The sequence below is a fragment of the Capnocytophaga sp. oral taxon 412 str. F0487 genome, from assembly GCF_000271925.1.
In the GTDB taxonomy this organism is placed as follows: Bacteria; Bacteroidota; Bacteroidia; order Flavobacteriales; family Flavobacteriaceae; genus Capnocytophaga; species Capnocytophaga ochracea.
The window spans coordinates 42,870-60,260 of the sequence record NZ_AJZR01000024.1; the positions used below are offsets into that span (position 1 = coordinate 42,870).

Genomic DNA, 17,391 nt, shown 5'->3' on the forward strand with positions numbered 1-17,391 from the left:
ATACAATAGTAATAGCTACTACAAAAAGCCTAAATAAATTGCCAAAAATGCGCATAATAAGCTGTAATTATTTTTTTGGCTTGTGCCTCAAAAACAAAAGGTTTTAACAACCCTCATTTAAGAAACCCTAAATGAGGGTTGTTAAGGTTAAAATTTTTTACATTGAAGCAAGCTAACGCTCAATATTAAAACATTAATAATGTTATATTTTATTCTCCTTCCTAGGATAGAGAAGCGATATTAAAACAGCTATAAAAATTAAGCCACTTGATATTACATAGTTCAATCCTTCCCCTTCTCGTAAATATTCTATCATATTGTATATAAAGAAGAAAAAAATAAAAACTAACATAGCAATATGTCTTAATTTATTTACATTATTTTTCATTAAAAATGTTGTTATCAATTGCTTTAATAGGTTCTATTGGTTCAATTGGTGCTTGTTGCCAATCAAAGAAAGTAGAACAACCTGCAACAGCCATAACAGCTCCTATAACTGTAGTTATAGTGAATATGCCATATGCGCAAACAAGACCAGAGACGAAATCTTTTGTGTCGCTTCCTCCTTGAATTTCACTCATTTGATTAAAGTTTAATGATTTCATTTTCTATAGGTTTAATAGTTTCTAATTCAACATTATTACGCGTGAAAGTATCACTATTCATACATAGGGTTAATCCACTTAAAGCAAAGGGTCCCAGTACTCCCCATCCAAACAAGGCCATTCCTACACCAAAACCACAAGCAAAAGCAGTTCTAGGATCTCCTCCTTGGATTTCTTCCATTTGTTTTAATTCTAATTTTTTCATCGTTTAAAAATTTTATATTAATAAATAATTACTATCATCTAAAAGAAGTATCCACAAACGCTAGCTTTTTTGCTCCTCTCCTTAACAGATGATTTTATTTTTCGCCTAAAAGCTGTAATAGTTTTTCGGCTCTTAGTTGTCCTTTATGCCTGAGTAGTAATTTGCCTTGCGCATCGTACGCCAATATATAGGGTATACTATTGGCTTCGAATTGTTTAGCAAAAGTGTAAGTGCTATCTTGCAAGCATATTACCTTGTCTTTACCCAGTAAGTTTTGCTTTATGGCAAAGGCTTTAATGGCTTCTTTGCTCTCGTTTGAGACGAGTAGTAATGTGGTTGCTTTAAAATGTTCTAACTGCTCGCTAATGTCTTTGGTTTCATAGAAACAATAGCCACATTCGGTATTGAAATAGATAAAAACTGCTTTGTTATTTTTAGGAAGGTTCGCTTTCGTAAAAGCACTCCCTTCTAAGGTTTGAAAGCTAAACTCGGGCAAAGTGTTGAGTTTTTGCTGTACTTGCTTTTTGTATTGTAACTTTTGTACGATTTGAAAACCCATAAAACTTAGAAATAGTAGTACGACTGCTATAATGAGTTTCTTTATGACTGATTTCTTCATATTACGAAATATTTAAGGTAAAGAACATCACACATACTACCCATAAGAGTAAACCTACCCCATAACCGCTTGCCATAATGTTAATCCCTTTGCCGGTGGTGCTACCGATGGCTTTATTCAGTTGTATCGCCATAAAAAACCAATAGGCTATTTCGAATAAATTCAGCACTTGCAAAGGATAGATAAACCAAACAGCAATACCTTTATACCCTGTGATATTCAGTGCTGAAAGCGGATAGAAATACTGCACGTCCTCCAAAGTAAAATTGGGCTGAAAGAACGCAAACCAACACAACTTAATAATAGGGACGGCTAAAAAGATACATTCGCCTAATAGCGCCATACGAAAAAGCTGTTTATAAGGTAGTTTCTCATTGTAAAACAGACAACCTATGTCTATCAGCAGGGCGGTAACGCTTATTTTTATCAGTAGTAGTATAGGAACGAACACATAGCCTACCCATTGCCATTTATCTTTAAATGAGAGTACTTCGTTAATCTGTTCGGCGGTGAGTTGTTCGGATAAGGAATGTGCCATTACCCCGTTTAGGTTTAGCACTGCTGATGAGATATAAGAAAGCACTATATAAGTAGCTGATAAAGCAATAAAAATAGAGCTGTTATTCCATTTCATAATAACGCATTGGTTTTAAATCACATTACAAAGGTATAGTATCTTTTTTGAATTCCGCAATACTTTTAAGAAGAAAAAATAAACTATTGGTTTATGAAAAATATACTTTTAGTTAAAAAAAATTGCGCATTAGTCTATTTTTCCTATCTTTGCCAAGAAAACTAATAGTATATATTTGGTATGGAAATAAACAAAATATTAGAAAGAATTGCTAAAGAAAGAAGCAAAAAAGGCTATACGTATGAAAATATGGCTGATGATTTAGAAATTACTCCTCCTGCTTATAGAAAAATAGAAACAGGCGAGACTAAACTTTCGGTGGAGAGAATGTTCCAAATCTCTACTGTTTTGGGCATTCCTGTAAATGAGCTTTTAGACATAGGGGAGAGTTGGGTGCAACATAATAGCTATAATAAAGATTCTAGTATTTCTGCTCAAAGAATAGAGCACTTTTATCAAGAGAATAAAGAGACGATAGAGAGACTTATCGCTTCGTATGAGGCACGGCTGAAAGAGAAGGACGAACAAATAGCCTTTTTAAAAGGGTTTTTGAAGAAGTAGGTCGTAGCACGACGGGCGGGTGCGAGCCGCACGGGCGAGGAAAATGAGAAAATGAGAGAATGAGAGAATGAGGAAATGGGTGTGAGGTTGTATTAGAGGAATGAGGCTGTGCCTCAGAAATCAAACAAAATTTAAACAAAATAAAGGCTGCGCCTTGTAAACCAGCGGAGGGGATTAACTTTGGCAAAGGTGCGAGCCGCACAGGCAGTCGTAGCACGACGGGCGATTAACTTTGGCAAAGTTTGAGATGAAAAAGCGATATGTTGGGACTGTTAGGTGTATTCGGAAGGAAACGGAGTGTTTCGGAAGAAGAAAGGGAGGATTTTTGATGAAAAAAGGGTGTAAGAAGAGTGGGGTTAGCTTATAGAGAGCTTATAGGAAGCTTATACGAATCTTGGACGATTGTTATAGAAAGGGTATATAAATAATTGATTAATAGTATAATACAACAGGGCTAAAAATGCTGAAAACGGGGTTTCGAGGCGAAAGAAAAGGAATCCTCACCCCGTTCACATACTCTCCTATTCGGAGACTTCTCCCAAGGAGAGGGGGTGTAGTGACGAGTAGAGAGCGACGGAAAAGCGGAGGAAACCTCCCCCTAGCCCCCTCCAAAGGGGGAATGTAGGGACGGAAAAGGGGAAGAGAAATTAGAGAATTAGCAAATTTGAAAATGAGAAAATGGAGAAGTGAGGGGGTTATATCTGATTGACAAATTTGCTCATTTGGTAATTGTTTCTTACCTTTGCACTTTGAAATATAAAATACTGATGACAGATAATCAATTTAAGAAATATAACCTCATTGTGGGGTGGGCTGTTTTTGCCGTAGCTCTTATCACTTATGGGCTTACGGTAGAACCTACGGTTAGCTTTTGGGATTGTGGCGAGTATATTGCTACCTCAGCGAAATTGGAAGTGGGTCACCCTCCCGGAGCGCCTTTATTCCAAATGATGGGTGCTTTTATAGCTGCTTTTGCTCCCAACTCGGATAAGATTGCGCTGTTTGTGAATTATATGTCGGTTTTATCGAGTGCTTTTACGGTTCTTTTCTTGTACTTCATCATTGTAAATTTGACCAAGAAAATCGCTTTAAAAAGAACCAATTCTGTTGAAGAAAAAACGCCTGCTACGCTTACCCAAGGGCAGTTTATCGCTGTTTTGGGGAGTGGGGTTGTAGGGGCTCTTGCCTATACTTTCTCGGATAGTTTTTGGTTTAACGCGGTGGAAGCAGAAGTGTATGCAATGGCAATGCTATTTATGTCGGCTATGTTTTGGCTGGGCATTAAGTGGACGGACAGTTTGCACGAACCACGTGGCGACCGCTGGTTGTTACTGATATCGTTAGTAGTGGGGCTGTCGTTTGGGGTGCACTTTATGGCGCTACTGACCATTCCTGCCATTGGTATGCTTTATTTCTTCAAGAGTAACTACAAGAAAACGGTAGTGAACTTCATCATTGCTAATGTAGTTTCTATCGCTATTTTGCTGTTGATATTTAAACTAATATTACCTTACACCTTGGCGTACTTTGGTTATTTGGAAGTATTTTTTGTGAATAGCTTCGGTATGCCGTTCAACTCAGGGACTATTATCGCGGGACTCTCGGTTATTGCGTTCTTCTATTTTACGCTGAACTACGCTTATAAGCAAAACAAAGTGCGCTTGCAAACGGGCGTTTTATGCTTGTTGTTTGTGTTTATAGGGTTTTCGTCTTGGCTAATGATACCTATTCGCGCGAATGCTGATACGGTTATCAATGAGAACAGTCCGACTGATGCGCGTTTGCTATTAGCTTATTACAACCTTGAACAATACCCCGAAACGCATTTGTTCTACGGTCCTATGTATTCGGATAAATACGCTGGATTAGACGAAGAGAACCCGTATGAAGATGCGAAGCCAAAATACGAGCGCGATTATGCCTTAGGCAAATACATCATCGTGAATCAGTACAAAAACGCTCAGATGGCGTCGAATAGCAAACAAGAGGGTGTTTTGCCGAGAATGTGGAGTGCGCAACACGCGGCGAATTATATGAAGCTCACAGGGCTACTTACGTTTAGAATAAAAGAAGAAGCGTATAACGAGCCGAAGCTCTATCAGTTCTTACAAGAAGTGCAAAGGCAAATGCAAATACAACCGCTTCCGCCTGAGCGTTACGACCAATTTCTTACCGAATATCGGGACTATATAGAAGTAGAGAAGCCAAGTTTTTGGAAGAATATGCACTACTTGTTCGAGTATCAGTTTGGGTATATGTACTTCCGCTATTTTGCTTGGAACTTTATAGGCAGGCAAGACGATGTGCAAGGCAAGATGGAGAATGACCACGGCAACTGGCTATCGGGCATTAAGCCTATTGATAGTTTCCGCCTTGGGTCGCAAGACAACCTTCCTGCCGATGTGCTGAACAATAAAGCTCGTAATACTTACTATTTCCTGCCTTTGCTCTTAGGACTCTTAGGGTTATTTTTTATGGCGACGAAGAGCGAACGCCAAACGTGGGTAGTGATGATGCTTTTCCTCTTTACGGGTTTGGCAATGAAAATATACCTGAACGAACGACCGTTTGAACCGCGAGAGCGAGATTATGCGTTAGTAGGTTCGTTCTACGCTTTTGCTATATGGATAGGAGTGGGTGTATACGCGTTATTCCACGCACTTAGGAAGATGCTTTCGCCACGAATAGGAGCGCCTTTGGCAGTGGTAGCGAGTTTGCTTGCTGTACCTGTGCTGATGGCAAGTGAGAATTGGGACGACCACAACCGCTCGCAAAAGTATTCGGCAGAGTTTATTGCGGACGCTTATTTGAGCTCGGTAGTTAAAGATAAAGACGCTATGATATTCACCATTGGCGATAACGATACGTTCTTACTGTGGTATGCCCAAGAAATAGAAGGCTATCGCACCGATGTGCGGATAATTAATACCAGCTTGTTGCAAACGGATTGGTATATCGACCAAATGAAGCGCCAAGCGTACCAAAGTAGTCCTATCCCAGGTGAAATGGTGCACAAACAATATGCTCACGGGGTGCGTGAAGGGGTGTATTTCCAAAAACGCACCGAGAACCGCTGGAATATTAAAGACTTTGTGAAATGGGTAACCAGCGATGACCCCAATACACAGCTCAGTAGCAGTAGTAGTGAAAGTAGAACTTTTAACTACTACCCTACGAACAAAATACGGATTCCTGTAAATAAAGAAAACGTATTAAAGAGCGGCATTGTAAAACCCGAAGACGCTGATAAGATAGTAGACTATATAGATATCACGCTCCCTAGTGCTATCGATAAAGCACGTATTGTGATGCTGGATATTTTGGCTTATAACGATTGGAAACGCCCGATATACTTCTCCGGAGGTAGTATGGACTCTGCTGAATATATCTGGATGAAGGAGTACTTGCAATTAGATGGACTGGTGTACAAACTTGTGCCTATTAAAACAGAAATCGATAAGAAGCACCCCTTTGATATGGGTCGTATAGACAGTAATTTGATGTACGACATCATAAAGAAATGGGATTGGGGCAATATGGGTAAAGCAGGTATTTACTTAGACCCCGAAACGCGTAAGAACAGTATTATCTTCCGCGGTAATTTGGCACGTCTTACCGAAAAACTGATAGAAGAAGGCAAATTAAATAAAGCCAAAGATATCTTGGATATCGGAATGAAGCATATGCCTTTGGAGGCTTATGGCTATTACTTCACTCTCGACCCTTTTGTACAAGGTTATTTTAGGGTAGGAGAGAAAGAAACCGCTCGTAAATTAGCTTTGCAGATATTTGGGAAATATCAAGAAGAACTGAATTATTACGCACACTTATCGCCAGATGAGCGATACGCTAATACTGCTAGAATACAGTATACCATAGACCGCTATGGAGAATTATTGTTGCTCATAGCGCCTTTGGATAAGGATTTTTACGAAAGACAAGTAGAAGTGCTCAGAGCGAAGGCGAGTCCGTTTATGAAATCGCAAGAGTTTGATGAGTATATGAAGATGCTAATGGATGAGGAGGTGGACACGCTTGTTCAGACAGGAGCAGAGAAAGATAGTGGAAATTAGGTAATCATTGCAGTTTATCATTAATGATTCTATTCATAAAATCTTGCATAAAGGCACGCATATCAGCGATGCCTTTTTTCATTTCTTCATTATGGGCGATTTGGTCTTTGAGGTTGTGAGTGAGGTTTAAATCGTCCTTAGCATATACACCAACCACTTCACCTTGGAGGTCTAATACATAGATAAAATTACCTTGAATGAGCTGGTAGAACTGCGTATTGGTAACAAAAGCACGAGGAGTTTCATCGGCTTTGTTTGCTAGCAAGCTACGCCCCCAAGAGCGGAAAGGCTTTTGGTACCCCATCAAATCTACGAGAGTCGGAAAAATATCTATTTGTTGCCCCAATACATCTGAGCTCCCCTGTGGGATAAGTGCTTTATTAGGGCTAAACAAAATAATAGGCAAACGGTGGTGTGCTATCTTCTGTTTGTAATAATCGTAATAATCTTCAGTAGTATGGTCAGGGATAATGGCAAAGATAGTGTTCGTATACCAATCTTCTTTTTTAACGGTATCGAAGAATTTTCCGATGGAATAATCGGCGTATTCCACTACGTTATGCATAGGCATATCGCCGGTATTAAAACGCTTGTTGAGGGGTTCGGGCACTTTATAAGGACCGTGAGAGGAAAGAGTAAAAACCGTTGCCAAAAACGGACGCTTCATTTGGTTGATGTTTTTTGCGAAGTACTGCAAGAAGGGTTCATCGTCTATACCCCAACTGCCATTATAGTAGCGCTCATCGTTGAATTCAGTACGCCCTAAGTAAGTTTCATATCCAATTTGGTGGGTATAGCCGTCGAAATTCATAGAGCCATTGGTAGCACCGTGCGCAAAGAGCGTTTGGTAACCCAAAGAGCGTGCGATTTCGGGCAAAGATGACACTTTGCGCTGAGCATATCCCGACCTTACCCAAGCGGTTTGGAAGGTAGGCATACCTGCCGTTACAGCTGAAATGCCTTCAATAGAATGAACACTATTGGCATAAATATTAGTAAAATAGAACCCTTGTTGTGCCAAAGAGTCTAAGAAAGGTGTGTGTGTGCGGTAGTTTGGGATATGAGTATTTTGGTTCATCACTCCGAAGTATTCAGCGCCCATTCCTTCGAGAATGATGACTACTATGTTAGGCTGTTTAGTAATGTTACGATGATATTGTTTAATAGGTTTGATATTTTGGGTAATATAGTCTTCGGTAGTAAATTTAAACTCTTTAAAACCTTTGTTTTTACCCATAGTGCGCAGAATGGTAAATGGTGTATTGAGCAGTACATTCACTTGAGAGATATCGCGGGCATATTTGCTAGCGTCCATCACAGTAAGTGGAATCACCCCTTTTTTGAACGAAAAACCACGTATACCAAAAATAAGCGTAGGTGCCAATAGCACCAACACCACTACCGATGTGATAAAGTAAGGTTTTCGATGCATTACATTTTCTTCTTTCACACGGAATTTCTTGTAGAGGAATACCCATAGCACTACTGATACTAAAAAGACCGCAAAAATAGCCCAATACTGCACCAAGAAGCCTGCGAGTAGCGTCAGTGGGTTGTGTTCGTTTTCTACCAAAGCCCAATCGTTAGTCGTAAGGCGTGTTTTATTATATGAAAAATAAGCAATATCGATAAAATTGAGCAGATAAGCAGGTATATTGCAAATGAAGTACACCCAGAAGAGCACTTTTTGGAAAATAGGCTTGGTATTGATGAGCAGAGGGAGCACACTTAGGAAGATGAACAGAAGGTTCACATAGATAATGGCGGTAGTATCGAATAGCAAGCCGTAGAAAGCGAGGTGTAAGAAGTCGGCTATGCCGTCTACACTGAGGTGCGCCTGATTGAAACTATAAAAGGCGATGCGAGCTAAAAAGTAAAATAGGTAGACTAAAGCTAGTCGGTAAGCAAGAATTTTGTATTCGGTAGCGCGGAAAGATTTCATAAGTAATTACAATATGGTTTTAAACAATTCGTCCCATTGTTTTACGATTGTTTCTATACTATAGTCATTTGCTTTAGGGAGGATATTTTGTTGGATTTTGTTTCTCAAAGAAGCGTTACGCATCAATTCGGAAAGTTGGTGAGCATAATCGTTCATATCGAAAGGTTTTACAAGTATACCATTTACGCCATTAGGAGCGAGGATACCTCTTACCCCAGCAGAGCAGTCGAAAGCAATAGGAACGACACCAGCTTGTTGGGCTTCCATTAGGACTGTTCCTTGTCCTTCCATTTGAGAAGAAAGGCAGAAGATAGCAGCCTTATTGTAATAAGGATAGATATCATCGGTTTTACCGACGAAAGTAATGCGAGGTAGAGAACGTTCTTCTACCATAGCGCGTAGTTTAGGGAGCTCTTTGCCGTCGCCAACAAGAAAGAATTGCCAATCAGGAAATTGCTCATATATCATTTCCCATATAGAGACTAATCGGTCTACACGTTTATCTTTATAGGACATACGACCTACGTATAGCAAAACGTTCCCTTTTTGCAAAGAGTAGGGAGTAGGTACTGAAGGGATAGGGGTAGAAATCGCTTTTAGTTTGTGATTATCGGTGAGTTGTAGAGCTTGGGTGAGTTCATCTTTATAAGCTTCGCAGAGCACGGTAAAGGCGTGGTAATGATTGTAGATAACGCGGTATTTTTCGATTCTAATTTTTCTGTACAAGTGGTAAGAAGGTATCTTGAATCCCCAGAAATAGAGAAAGTGTAATAGACTTTTCTTCGCTTTTTGCTTGAGGCTTTCCAATTCGTTTTCGGACTGCCAAAAGGTAGCTCCATAATGAGCAAAGATACATTTGCATTGAGTTCTCTTAAAGATACCTTCGCCAGAAGCGCTAAAACTCTTGCCCACAAACACCAGCACATCAATACCTAATTCGTTTACTTTATCAGCTAAAGACACATTAGGGCGAGAAAACAGGCGGGTTTTGCCTATATCGACAAAAGTGATATATTGTTTATCTTCGTCGGTAAGCTCTTGATGAGCGATATGAGAAGAAAACACAAACACTTTATATCCTAAGGCTGTGAGATATGGCGCTATATTAGAGGTGATTTTCTCTCCCCCTCCATAAGGAAATCGACCGTGAACAAAACCGATGTTGGGCATAATATTTTTATTTTAAATGCAAAAATACAGAAAAAATACTATCTTTGCAAAAAAAATAATAAAATGTCACCTATATCTGAAAAAGTGAGCGGACTGATTATCACTTATAATGAGGAAAAAAACATAGCTGAAACGCTGTCGTGTTTTGACTTCTGCGACGAAATCATAGTAGTGGATTCGTATAGTAAGGATGCTACTGTAGGCATTGCCGAGTCTTTTCCGAAAGTAAAGGTGATACAGCATAAGTTTGAAGATTTTGCGAAGCAACGCAATTTGGCGTTAGCGGAGGCAACCAATGATTGGGTGCTTTTTTTGGATGGTGATGAGCGCATTACTCCTGAACTTAAGACTGAGATTATACAGACCTTGAGCCGTACGGACAAGAAAGACGCTTATTATTTTCGGAGATTATTTTTCTTTGCGGGGAAGCCTATATACTACTCGGGTACACAAGGAGATAAGAATTTTCGGTTATTCCGCAAGTCAAAATGCCATTACGTGCCTGAGCGCAAGGTACATGAGACGCTTGCCGTGGAAGGTAGTATAGGGGCACTTAAAAACAAGTTGTTACATTACTCGGTAAGCGATTATGATTCGTACAGACAAAAAGCGGTGTTGTACGGCAAATTACGCGGAGAAGAAATGTACGCTAAGGGAAAACGTTACAGTGCTTTAAAAATGTATACTAAAATGTGTTTTGCTTTTTTTAAGACGTATATACTCAAGTTAGGTGTCTTAGATGGTAAAGAAGGCTTTTTGCTCAGTAAGGTTTCAGCCTTATCAGTATATGAGAACTTTAAAGCTTTAAAACGAGAAGAAGAAAAGAATGGAAAATAAAAAACGTATCATATTATGTGCTCCTAAAGCTTTTGGGATTGACAATGAAATATATGACCATCTAACAAAATTAGGGTTTGATGTTATATACCTCTCTTTCAATTCTAACTTTACTTATACACCTCTCAAAAGAATTATAAATTTTTTGTTAAAAACGTTTTTTAACAAACATGATTACAAGAAGAGTATTGCTTTTCAAAGAGACAAAGACTTTTGGACGACTTTCAATCTTATAGAAAAGAAAGCAGATTATGCTCTTGTATTTCGATCAGATTTATATCCTAAAAGTATTCTAAAAGCTATTAAGAATAAAGCTAACAAGTTTATAGCCTATCAGTGGGATAATTTTCGTATCTTCCCAGAAGGCAAACGTTATATTTCTTTATTCGATACTTTTTACACTTTTGACCCTTATGATGTCGATTTACAAAAAGGAATATTTCCTGCTACTAATTTTTATTTTCAAGACGATGCTCTTCCTAATGAGACTCTTACCCCAAGTGTTTACTTTTTAGGAAGTTTATATCCTAATAAAATGGATAGAGTTGACTTAGTTTCTTCTATCCTTAAAATAACTCGGGAACTTAACTATCAACAAAATATATATTTTTTTAATTCTGACAAAGTAAAGGGAGTAGATTCTTATCAATCACAAGGAATCAACTTTATTGAACACCCTATAAGTTATAGTGAAAGTTTAGCTAATACCAAAAAAGCAACTCTTTTAATAGATATTTTAGGAGGAAAGAACAAAGGATTGTCTTTTCGTGTTTTTGAAGCATTAAATTATGGCAAAAAACTAATAACCAATAATGTAGAAATTAAAAAATACGATTTCTATAACTCTAATAATATTTATGTTATAGAAAATGGCAATACAGATAATCTCAAAGATTTCCTACTTCTTCCTTATGAAGATATCCCCCAAGAAATTAAGGGGAAGTACTGTTTTGATAATTGGATACATTACATTTTGAACCTTGAGTCTTATACCCCTATTATTGTTCCTAAATAAATATCGTTATGAAACACACCATATTATTCTCTCAATTATTTTGTTTATTTGCTTCAGTAATTTTATTTTTTGCTCCTATTGCAATTAATCCTTATAATTCTACTGATATTCTATTGTTTTTCTATGTTGGGAGTGCAATAGTATTAGGACTTTCTTTTGTAGATATCTATCAAAAAAGAGATTCTTTATTGAAAGGTATTAGTTTTTTTAACGCTTTTATATCTATTTTTGCTTCTCTGATCGTAGCTATATATTTTTATAATCATAAAACCCCTCTAGGTCTTAGTATTGTTTTACTTTTACTTTGTTTGTTTTATGGTATCTACAAGAGAACTTTTTACAAACCTCATATTATAATGATTATTATTTTTATTTTTAGTACAATAAAACTTTTAAGTGTTTTATGGTCTAATAATATTAAAGAAGGGTTTGACCATATTGATTATTATTGCTTATTTATTTTTTTACCTATAGTGAGCTGTTTTTATAAAGTAGAAAAAGCTGACCTAAAATTGTTTATTTATACAGTATTTTCTATTTTTTTAGGACTACTTATTTTAGAATTCATCTCCTATATTTTTTTACTAAAAAGTTTAAATCAGTCTTTTTTTGCTTTTTTATCTTTTAACAAAGGTTACTTAGGCTATATGGGTGATCAAGAGCTTTTAGCAAAGTATTACAATATTATTCTTTGGACAAAAACAAGTCACCCAAGTAAGATGGCTTGGATTTGTATGGTTGTTGGTGTAGCAGGATACTGGCTTTGGCAAGAAGGAGAAAAAAAAATAATAACTACTTACCAACTATTATTATATTTTGCAACACTATTAATCTTTTCTTTTGCTGTACAAGCTCGTGTAGCTATTTTAGGTATCTTTATATTGATATCTTTATTCGTTTGGGTATCACTGATGAAACAGGTCAAAAAGCCTAAACTGATTACCCTTTTCACAGTAATAGTTTTTATTATAGGAAGCTTGATTACTAAAGAAATTATTACTAAAACTACGTTTTTTAATGATGAAGGACGTGTTAAAGTCAATGAAGTTGCCTTAGTTCATTTTAAAGAACATCCTTTTATAGGTGGAGGTGCAGGGTATGAAGTTCAAATACTACAACAATTAAATTCTAACTTAAATAAATTACATAATGATTTTCTAACTACTCTCGTCGACCAAGGTTTGTTAGGACTCTCCTTCCTATTACTTTTCCACGTATTAGTAATATACTACGGACTCAAAAATAAATACTTCTTAGGTATTTATGTGCTCCTTGCCTTTGCCATATTCAATAGTACAGAAGACACAATGGGTTATCCCATTTGCATTCCTTTCTTCCTTTTCTGCCTTATTCCTCCCCAACAAACTTAACCTCTCTTTGCTTCTTTTAAAAGTATTCTTCTATCAACCTCCTTTTATAAATTTTTATCCTATACTTCCCTTCTGTTCAGCTTTCTTATTCTCACAAAACTTTTTTCGTCTTTCCCTTCTCTCTATCCACTTTTTTCACTACCTTTGCCCCCGAAATCTATTACTCACAAATCCACTGTTTACTGGTTTTACCTATTTTAAATGAATAAACTACTCATTCTCGGAAGTATTGCTTTCGACCAAATAGAAACTCCTTTCGGAAAAAGCAACGCTATTATGGGGGGCTCGGCTAACTATATAGCCCTTGCTGCCGCTCAGTTCGAAGTCCCCTCAGCTGTCGTCTCTATCGTAGGAGACGACTATCCACAAGACTACTTAAACCTCCTCGCCCAGCGCCATATCGACGTATCGGGCATTGAGATAGTGCACGGAGGAAAAACGCTCTTTTGGAGTGGCAAGTATCGTAACGATATGAACCAACGCGATACCCTCGACACCCAACTGAACGTGCTTGCTAATTTTAAGCCCGTAGTACCCGAAGCCTTCCGCGATGCCGAAGTGCTCTTACTCGGCAACCTGCACCCTACTCTGCAAATGGACGTACTCGACCAGATGCTATCGCGCCCCAAATTAGTGGTGATGGACACAATGAACTACTGGATGAACCACACTTGGGACTTGCTAATGGAGGTAATCGCCCGCGTAGATATGATTACAATCAACGATGAAGAAGCACGCCAACTTACCAAAGAATATTCGCTCGTGAAAGCCGCCCAGCGCATTATGGCAATGGGAGTGAAGTTCGTGGTGATTAAAAAAGGCGAACACGGGGCGCTATTATTCCACGATGACAAAGTGTTCTTTGCGCCAGCACTCCCCTTAGCCGAAGTATTCGACCCCACAGGCGCCGGTGATGCTTTTGCTGGCGGACTCGTAGGCTATCTTACCAAAACCCACGACTATTCGTTCAGTAATCTAAAAAATGCTATTGTTCACGGCTCGAACATCGCCTCGTTTTGCATCGAGAAATTTGGAGCTGAGCGCCTGCTTACCCTTACCCAAGACGAGCGACACGCCCGTTTACAACAATTCCGTGACCTTACTCAATTTGATATTCAACTTAAATAAGAGATAAGAAGTAAAAGTGTTATCTATTGCCTCTTATCTCTTACCTCTTACCTAAATAGATATGCTTTACAAAAGAAGTAGCGAACTATTCGCAGCCGCACAACAAGTACTCCCTGGCGGAGTCAATTCACCCGTACGCGCTTTCAATGCCGTAGGGGGACACCCTATTTTCATCAAAGAAGCCCAAGGCGCTTACCTCACCGATGAGGACAACCGTAAGTACATCGATTATATCGCCTCTTGGGGACCGCTCATCTTAGGACACGCCTACCCTCCGGTAATTGAGGCAGTAACCGAGCGCGCCAAGAAAGGTACTTCTTTCGGTATTCCTACCGAAGTCGAAGTCCAAATCGCCGAATTAGCGGTCTCAATGGTGTCTCATATCGATAAGATTCGCTTTGTGAACAGCGGTACTGAGGCTTGTATGAGCGCCGTACGCTTGGCTCGTGGCTATACCGGTCGTGAGAAGATTATCAAGTTTGCCGGTTGCTACCACGGACATTCCGATGCTTTCCTCATCGAGGCGGGTAGTGGTGGCGCAACTTTTGGTAGTCCCAATAGTCCTGGCGTGACTCAAGGCACAGCTAAAGATACGCTTTTAGCAAACTACAACGATTTAGCTTCCGTAAAAACCCTCTTCGAAGCCAATCCTCAGCAAATCGCTTGCGTAATTATCGAACCCGTAGCTGGAAATATGGGCTGTGTACCTCCTGCCGAAGAATTTTTGGAAGGATTGAGACAACTCTGTACCGAAAACGGAGCACTTTTGATATTCGATGAAGTGATGACCGGCTTCCGTTTGGCAAAAGGCGGAGCGCAAGAGGTCTTTGGTATCAAAGCAGATATCGTTACCTTCGGAAAAGTGATTGGTGGCGGACTCCCAGTAGGGGCTTTTGCCGGTAGCAAAGAAGTGATGAGCTATTTAGCTCCCGAAGGTCCCGTGTATCAAGCGGGGACTCTTAGCGGAAATCCTTTGGCGATGAGTGCTGGATTGGCAATGCTCACAGCGCTGAATGAACAACCTGAGGTATTCGACAGTTTGGCGAAAAAAACAGCTTACTTGCACGAAGGCTTCGACAACGTACTGAAACGCGCAGGGTTCCCTTACCAAATCAATAGCTTTGGTTCGATGTTTACCCTCTTTTTTGCCGAAGAACCCGTAACCGATTTCGCCAGCTCAGCTAAGAGCAATACAGCGCGCTTCCGCAAGTATTTTCACGGAATGCTACGCGAAGGTATTTACTTACCTCCAAGCGCTTTTGAAAGTTATTTCCTCAACGACGCCCTTACTTACGAAGATTTAGATAAGACCATCGGAGCTCTCAACAGAGTAATTATGGAGTTGTAACACTCATAGTTAGCGTCATACTACACTTTGTCAAAGTCTCTAACCGCACGTACTGCTACGATACTTTTTGACAAAGTGTTTTTTTATTATCGCTTATCAAAATTGCTTTGCGAATTTTCGTCCTACACTTTACCAAAGTTTCTACTTGTTCGTCATACCACGACCCTACATTACCTTCACCTTTTCCGTCTCCACATTCCCCTTTTTCGTCATACTCCCCCCTATTACCTATGACCTAAGACCTCACACCACCCCATTTGCTAATTTTCAAATTTGCTAATTCTCTAATTATCCCTTCTCCTTTCCGTCACCACATTCCCCTTTTTCTGTCGCTACATTCCCCCTCTCTGAGGGGGCTAGGGGGAGGTTTTTTTTGATTTTCGTCACCACATTCTCCCTTTTTCGTCGCTCTCTACTGGTCACTACTCCCCCTCTCCTTGGGAGAAGTCTCCGAATAGGAGAGTATGTGAACGGGGTGAGGATTCCTCTTTCTTTCGTCTCGAAAGCCCATTTTTGGTATTTTTGGCATTGTTGTATTAAGCTATTAATCAATTTTTTACACACCCTTTCTATACCAATCGTCCAAGATTCGTATAAGCTTCCTATAAGCTCTCTATAAGCTAACCACACCCATCTTACACCCTTTTTTCACCAAAAATCTTCTCTCCTCTCTTCCGTTCTTTTCCGTTTCCTTCCGAATCCTCCAACCCTCCACATTTCCTCATTCTCTCATTTTCTCATTTTCCCCGCCCGTGCGGCTCGCACCCGCCCGTCGTGCTACGACCTCCTCTGGCGCTTTTCTTGTAGCTCCTGCCAGTTTGATATATTGGATTGGTTATACTAAAAAATATCTTTATAATTAATTGTTTATTGATAATTATTTTGTAGCTTTGCACTCTAAACATCAAAAAAAAACACCATGAAAAAATTTTTATTTTTAACCTTAGCTGCTACTGTTTTTGCAAGCTGTAGCAAAGATAAAACAGAGGACCCTGTAAACAACGACATTCCTGCTAGCTACTATGAACTTAGTGCTGACGGTTTAACCCTTGTGAAGTGGACTAACACTAGTACTACTTCACTAGATATGCAAGCCGATAGCAAACTACAAAAAGTAAATACTATTAAAGCAAATGCTTTTAGAAACACCAAACTACAAAGCATAAACCTGCCTGTTAACTTGAAAGAAATAGGTGATTATGCTTTTATAAACTCTTCTATTAGTACAGTTACTTTTAATAGCACATCCAATATTACTTTTGGGGAAGCTGCCTTTGAAAATACCGATATAACTTCGATAAAACTACCCAACACTAAAGAAATAGCAAACTCTCTATTTAAGGGTTGTTACAAACTAAAAGAAGTACAGTTTGGTAAGGTAGAAAAAATAGGTGACAATGCATTTAACACCTGCACAGCTCTTACCCAAATTAATTTAGATAACACTGGGCTTATTGAAATAGGGGAAGCAGCTTTTGCTTCATGTGAAAAAGCTGAAAAAGCTATCTTACCTGAAACCATACGTATAATAGGTTCAAGAGCTTTTTCAGGTTGTTTTGTGTTAAGTAATATTACAGTTAAAGCTTTTTTAGAAGTTCCTACTTTGAAAAGAGATAGTGCTTTTTTTAGTGGATCATCAATAAGAAGAAATATTTATGTACCTTCAAGAAGAGTAAACGATTACAAGAATGCTCCTAATTGGAGTACTTGGAAAGATGAAATTACTGCTATTATCGAATAAATTAGCAAATTAGTATTTAGAAAATGAGCCAATGTGCAGGTATGCACATTGGCTCATTTTGTATTGATTTACTTTATCAAAGTCTAAGATTTCAATTACGAATTACAAAAAAATCGGTTTTGCCTGACGAGCCCGACTCGGCT

At 38.8% G+C, this 17,391-nt stretch carries 14 protein-coding genes; 8 read left to right on the plus strand and 6 right to left on the minus strand.

What is annotated here, in order from left to right; translation table 11 throughout:
- Positions 1-377: 377 nt before the first annotated feature.
- From HMPREF1321_RS03830 to HMPREF1321_RS03845, 4 genes are all read right to left on the minus strand, one after another.
- Entirely contained in the window at positions 378-605 is a 228-nt protein-coding gene (locus HMPREF1321_RS03830; RefSeq protein ID WP_034575650.1) for a hypothetical protein, read from the minus strand.
- The gene (locus HMPREF1321_RS03835; RefSeq protein WP_009421453.1) at positions 586-810 is read right to left on the minus strand and encodes a hypothetical protein; all 225 of its coding nucleotides are present in this window, start codon (positions 808-810) and stop codon (positions 586-588) included. Before HMPREF1321_RS03835 ends, HMPREF1321_RS03830 begins: the two co-directional genes overlap by 20 nt.
- A 94-nt stretch (positions 811-904) precedes the next feature.
- On the minus strand, positions 905-1,429 hold the full coding sequence (locus HMPREF1321_RS03840; protein WP_009421461.1) for a TlpA family protein disulfide reductase: 525 nt from the start codon (positions 1,427-1,429) through the stop codon (positions 905-907).
- A gap of 1 nt (position 1,430) precedes the next feature.
- Positions 1,431-2,063 (minus strand): hypothetical protein, encoded by a 633-nt coding sequence (locus HMPREF1321_RS03845; protein ID WP_009421489.1) that lies wholly within the window; start codon positions 2,061-2,063, stop codon positions 1,431-1,433.
- Positions 2,064-2,243: 180 nt separating this feature from the next.
- Between HMPREF1321_RS03845 and HMPREF1321_RS03850 the strand changes: the two genes are divergently transcribed.
- The gene (locus HMPREF1321_RS03850; RefSeq protein WP_009421502.1) at positions 2,244-2,624 is read left to right on the plus strand and encodes a helix-turn-helix domain-containing protein; all 381 of its coding nucleotides are present in this window, start codon (positions 2,244-2,246) and stop codon (positions 2,622-2,624) included.
- A gap of 767 nt (positions 2,625-3,391) precedes the next feature.
- Entirely contained in the window at positions 3,392-6,697 is a 3,306-nt protein-coding gene (locus HMPREF1321_RS03855; RefSeq protein ID WP_009421494.1) for a DUF2723 domain-containing protein, read from the plus strand.
- A gap of 4 nt (positions 6,698-6,701) precedes the next feature.
- On the opposite strand, the gene HMPREF1321_RS03860 is transcribed toward HMPREF1321_RS03855, so the two are convergent.
- Positions 6,702-8,639 carry an LTA synthase family protein gene (locus tag HMPREF1321_RS03860; RefSeq protein WP_009421488.1) on the minus strand — a complete coding sequence of 646 codons (1,938 nt, stop codon included), beginning with the start codon at positions 8,637-8,639 and terminating at the stop codon, positions 6,702-6,704.
- Between the two features lie 6 nt (positions 8,640-8,645).
- Positions 8,646-9,809, minus strand: a complete 1,164-nt coding sequence (locus HMPREF1321_RS03865; protein WP_009421429.1) for a glycosyltransferase — start codon at positions 9,807-9,809, stop codon at positions 8,646-8,648.
- A gap of 63 nt (positions 9,810-9,872) precedes the next feature.
- Here HMPREF1321_RS03865 and HMPREF1321_RS03870 point away from each other — a divergent pair, with 63 nt between their 5' ends.
- From HMPREF1321_RS03870 to HMPREF1321_RS03900, 6 genes are all read left to right on the plus strand, one after another.
- The gene (locus HMPREF1321_RS03870) at positions 9,873-10,646 is read left to right on the plus strand and encodes a glycosyltransferase family 2 protein (RefSeq protein WP_034575651.1); all 774 of its coding nucleotides are present in this window, start codon (positions 9,873-9,875) and stop codon (positions 10,644-10,646) included.
- On the plus strand, positions 10,636-11,661 hold the full coding sequence (locus tag HMPREF1321_RS03875; RefSeq protein ID WP_009421477.1) for a hypothetical protein: 1,026 nt from the start codon (positions 10,636-10,638) through the stop codon (positions 11,659-11,661). Before HMPREF1321_RS03870 ends, HMPREF1321_RS03875 begins: the two co-directional genes overlap by 11 nt.
- An 8-nt stretch (positions 11,662-11,669) precedes the next feature.
- Complete coding sequence (locus HMPREF1321_RS03880; protein ID WP_009421505.1) at positions 11,670-13,031, plus strand: O-antigen ligase family protein; 1,362 nt, start codon at positions 11,670-11,672, stop codon at positions 13,029-13,031.
- Between the two features lie 201 nt (positions 13,032-13,232).
- On the plus strand, positions 13,233-14,159 hold the full coding sequence (locus tag HMPREF1321_RS03885; RefSeq protein ID WP_009421437.1) for a PfkB family carbohydrate kinase: 927 nt from the start codon (positions 13,233-13,235) through the stop codon (positions 14,157-14,159).
- A 61-nt stretch (positions 14,160-14,220) separates the two neighbouring features.
- Positions 14,221-15,507 carry a glutamate-1-semialdehyde 2,1-aminomutase gene (gene hemL / locus HMPREF1321_RS03890; protein WP_009421422.1) on the plus strand — a complete coding sequence of 429 codons (1,287 nt, stop codon included), beginning with the start codon at positions 14,221-14,223 and terminating at the stop codon, positions 15,505-15,507.
- A 919-nt stretch (positions 15,508-16,426) separates the two neighbouring features.
- Positions 16,427-17,248 (plus strand): leucine-rich repeat domain-containing protein, encoded by an 822-nt coding sequence (locus HMPREF1321_RS03900; protein WP_009421470.1) that lies wholly within the window; start codon positions 16,427-16,429, stop codon positions 17,246-17,248.
- Positions 17,249-17,391 lie beyond the last annotated feature (143 nt).

Coding starts and splice junctions, on each gene's coding strand:
- HMPREF1321_RS03830 (WP_034575650.1), bottom strand. CDS start 605: ATGAAATCATTAAACTTTAATCAAATGAGTGAAATTCAAGGAGGAAGC.
- HMPREF1321_RS03835 (WP_009421453.1), bottom strand. CDS start 810: ATGAAAAAATTAGAATTAAAACAAATGGAAGAAATCCAAGGAGGAGAT.
- HMPREF1321_RS03840 (WP_009421461.1), bottom strand. CDS start 1,429: ATGAAGAAATCAGTCATAAAGAAACTCATTATAGCAGTCGTACTACTA.
- HMPREF1321_RS03845 (WP_009421489.1), bottom strand. CDS start 2,063: ATGAAATGGAATAACAGCTCTATTTTTATTGCTTTATCAGCTACTTAT.
- HMPREF1321_RS03850 (WP_009421502.1), top strand. CDS start 2,244: ATGGAAATAAACAAAATATTAGAAAGAATTGCTAAAGAAAGAAGCAAA.
- HMPREF1321_RS03855 (WP_009421494.1), top strand. CDS start 3,392: ATGACAGATAATCAATTTAAGAAATATAACCTCATTGTGGGGTGGGCT.
- HMPREF1321_RS03860 (WP_009421488.1), bottom strand. CDS start 8,639: ATGAAATCTTTCCGCGCTACCGAATACAAAATTCTTGCTTACCGACTA.
- HMPREF1321_RS03865 (WP_009421429.1), bottom strand. CDS start 9,809: ATGCCCAACATCGGTTTTGTTCACGGTCGATTTCCTTATGGAGGGGGA.
- HMPREF1321_RS03870 (WP_034575651.1), top strand. CDS start 9,873: ATGTCACCTATATCTGAAAAAGTGAGCGGACTGATTATCACTTATAAT.
- HMPREF1321_RS03875 (WP_009421477.1), top strand. CDS start 10,636: ATGGAAAATAAAAAACGTATCATATTATGTGCTCCTAAAGCTTTTGGG.
- HMPREF1321_RS03880 (WP_009421505.1), top strand. CDS start 11,670: ATGAAACACACCATATTATTCTCTCAATTATTTTGTTTATTTGCTTCA.
- HMPREF1321_RS03885 (WP_009421437.1), top strand. CDS start 13,233: ATGAATAAACTACTCATTCTCGGAAGTATTGCTTTCGACCAAATAGAA.
- hemL (WP_009421422.1), top strand. CDS start 14,221: ATGCTTTACAAAAGAAGTAGCGAACTATTCGCAGCCGCACAACAAGTA.
- HMPREF1321_RS03900 (WP_009421470.1), top strand. CDS start 16,427: ATGAAAAAATTTTTATTTTTAACCTTAGCTGCTACTGTTTTTGCAAGC.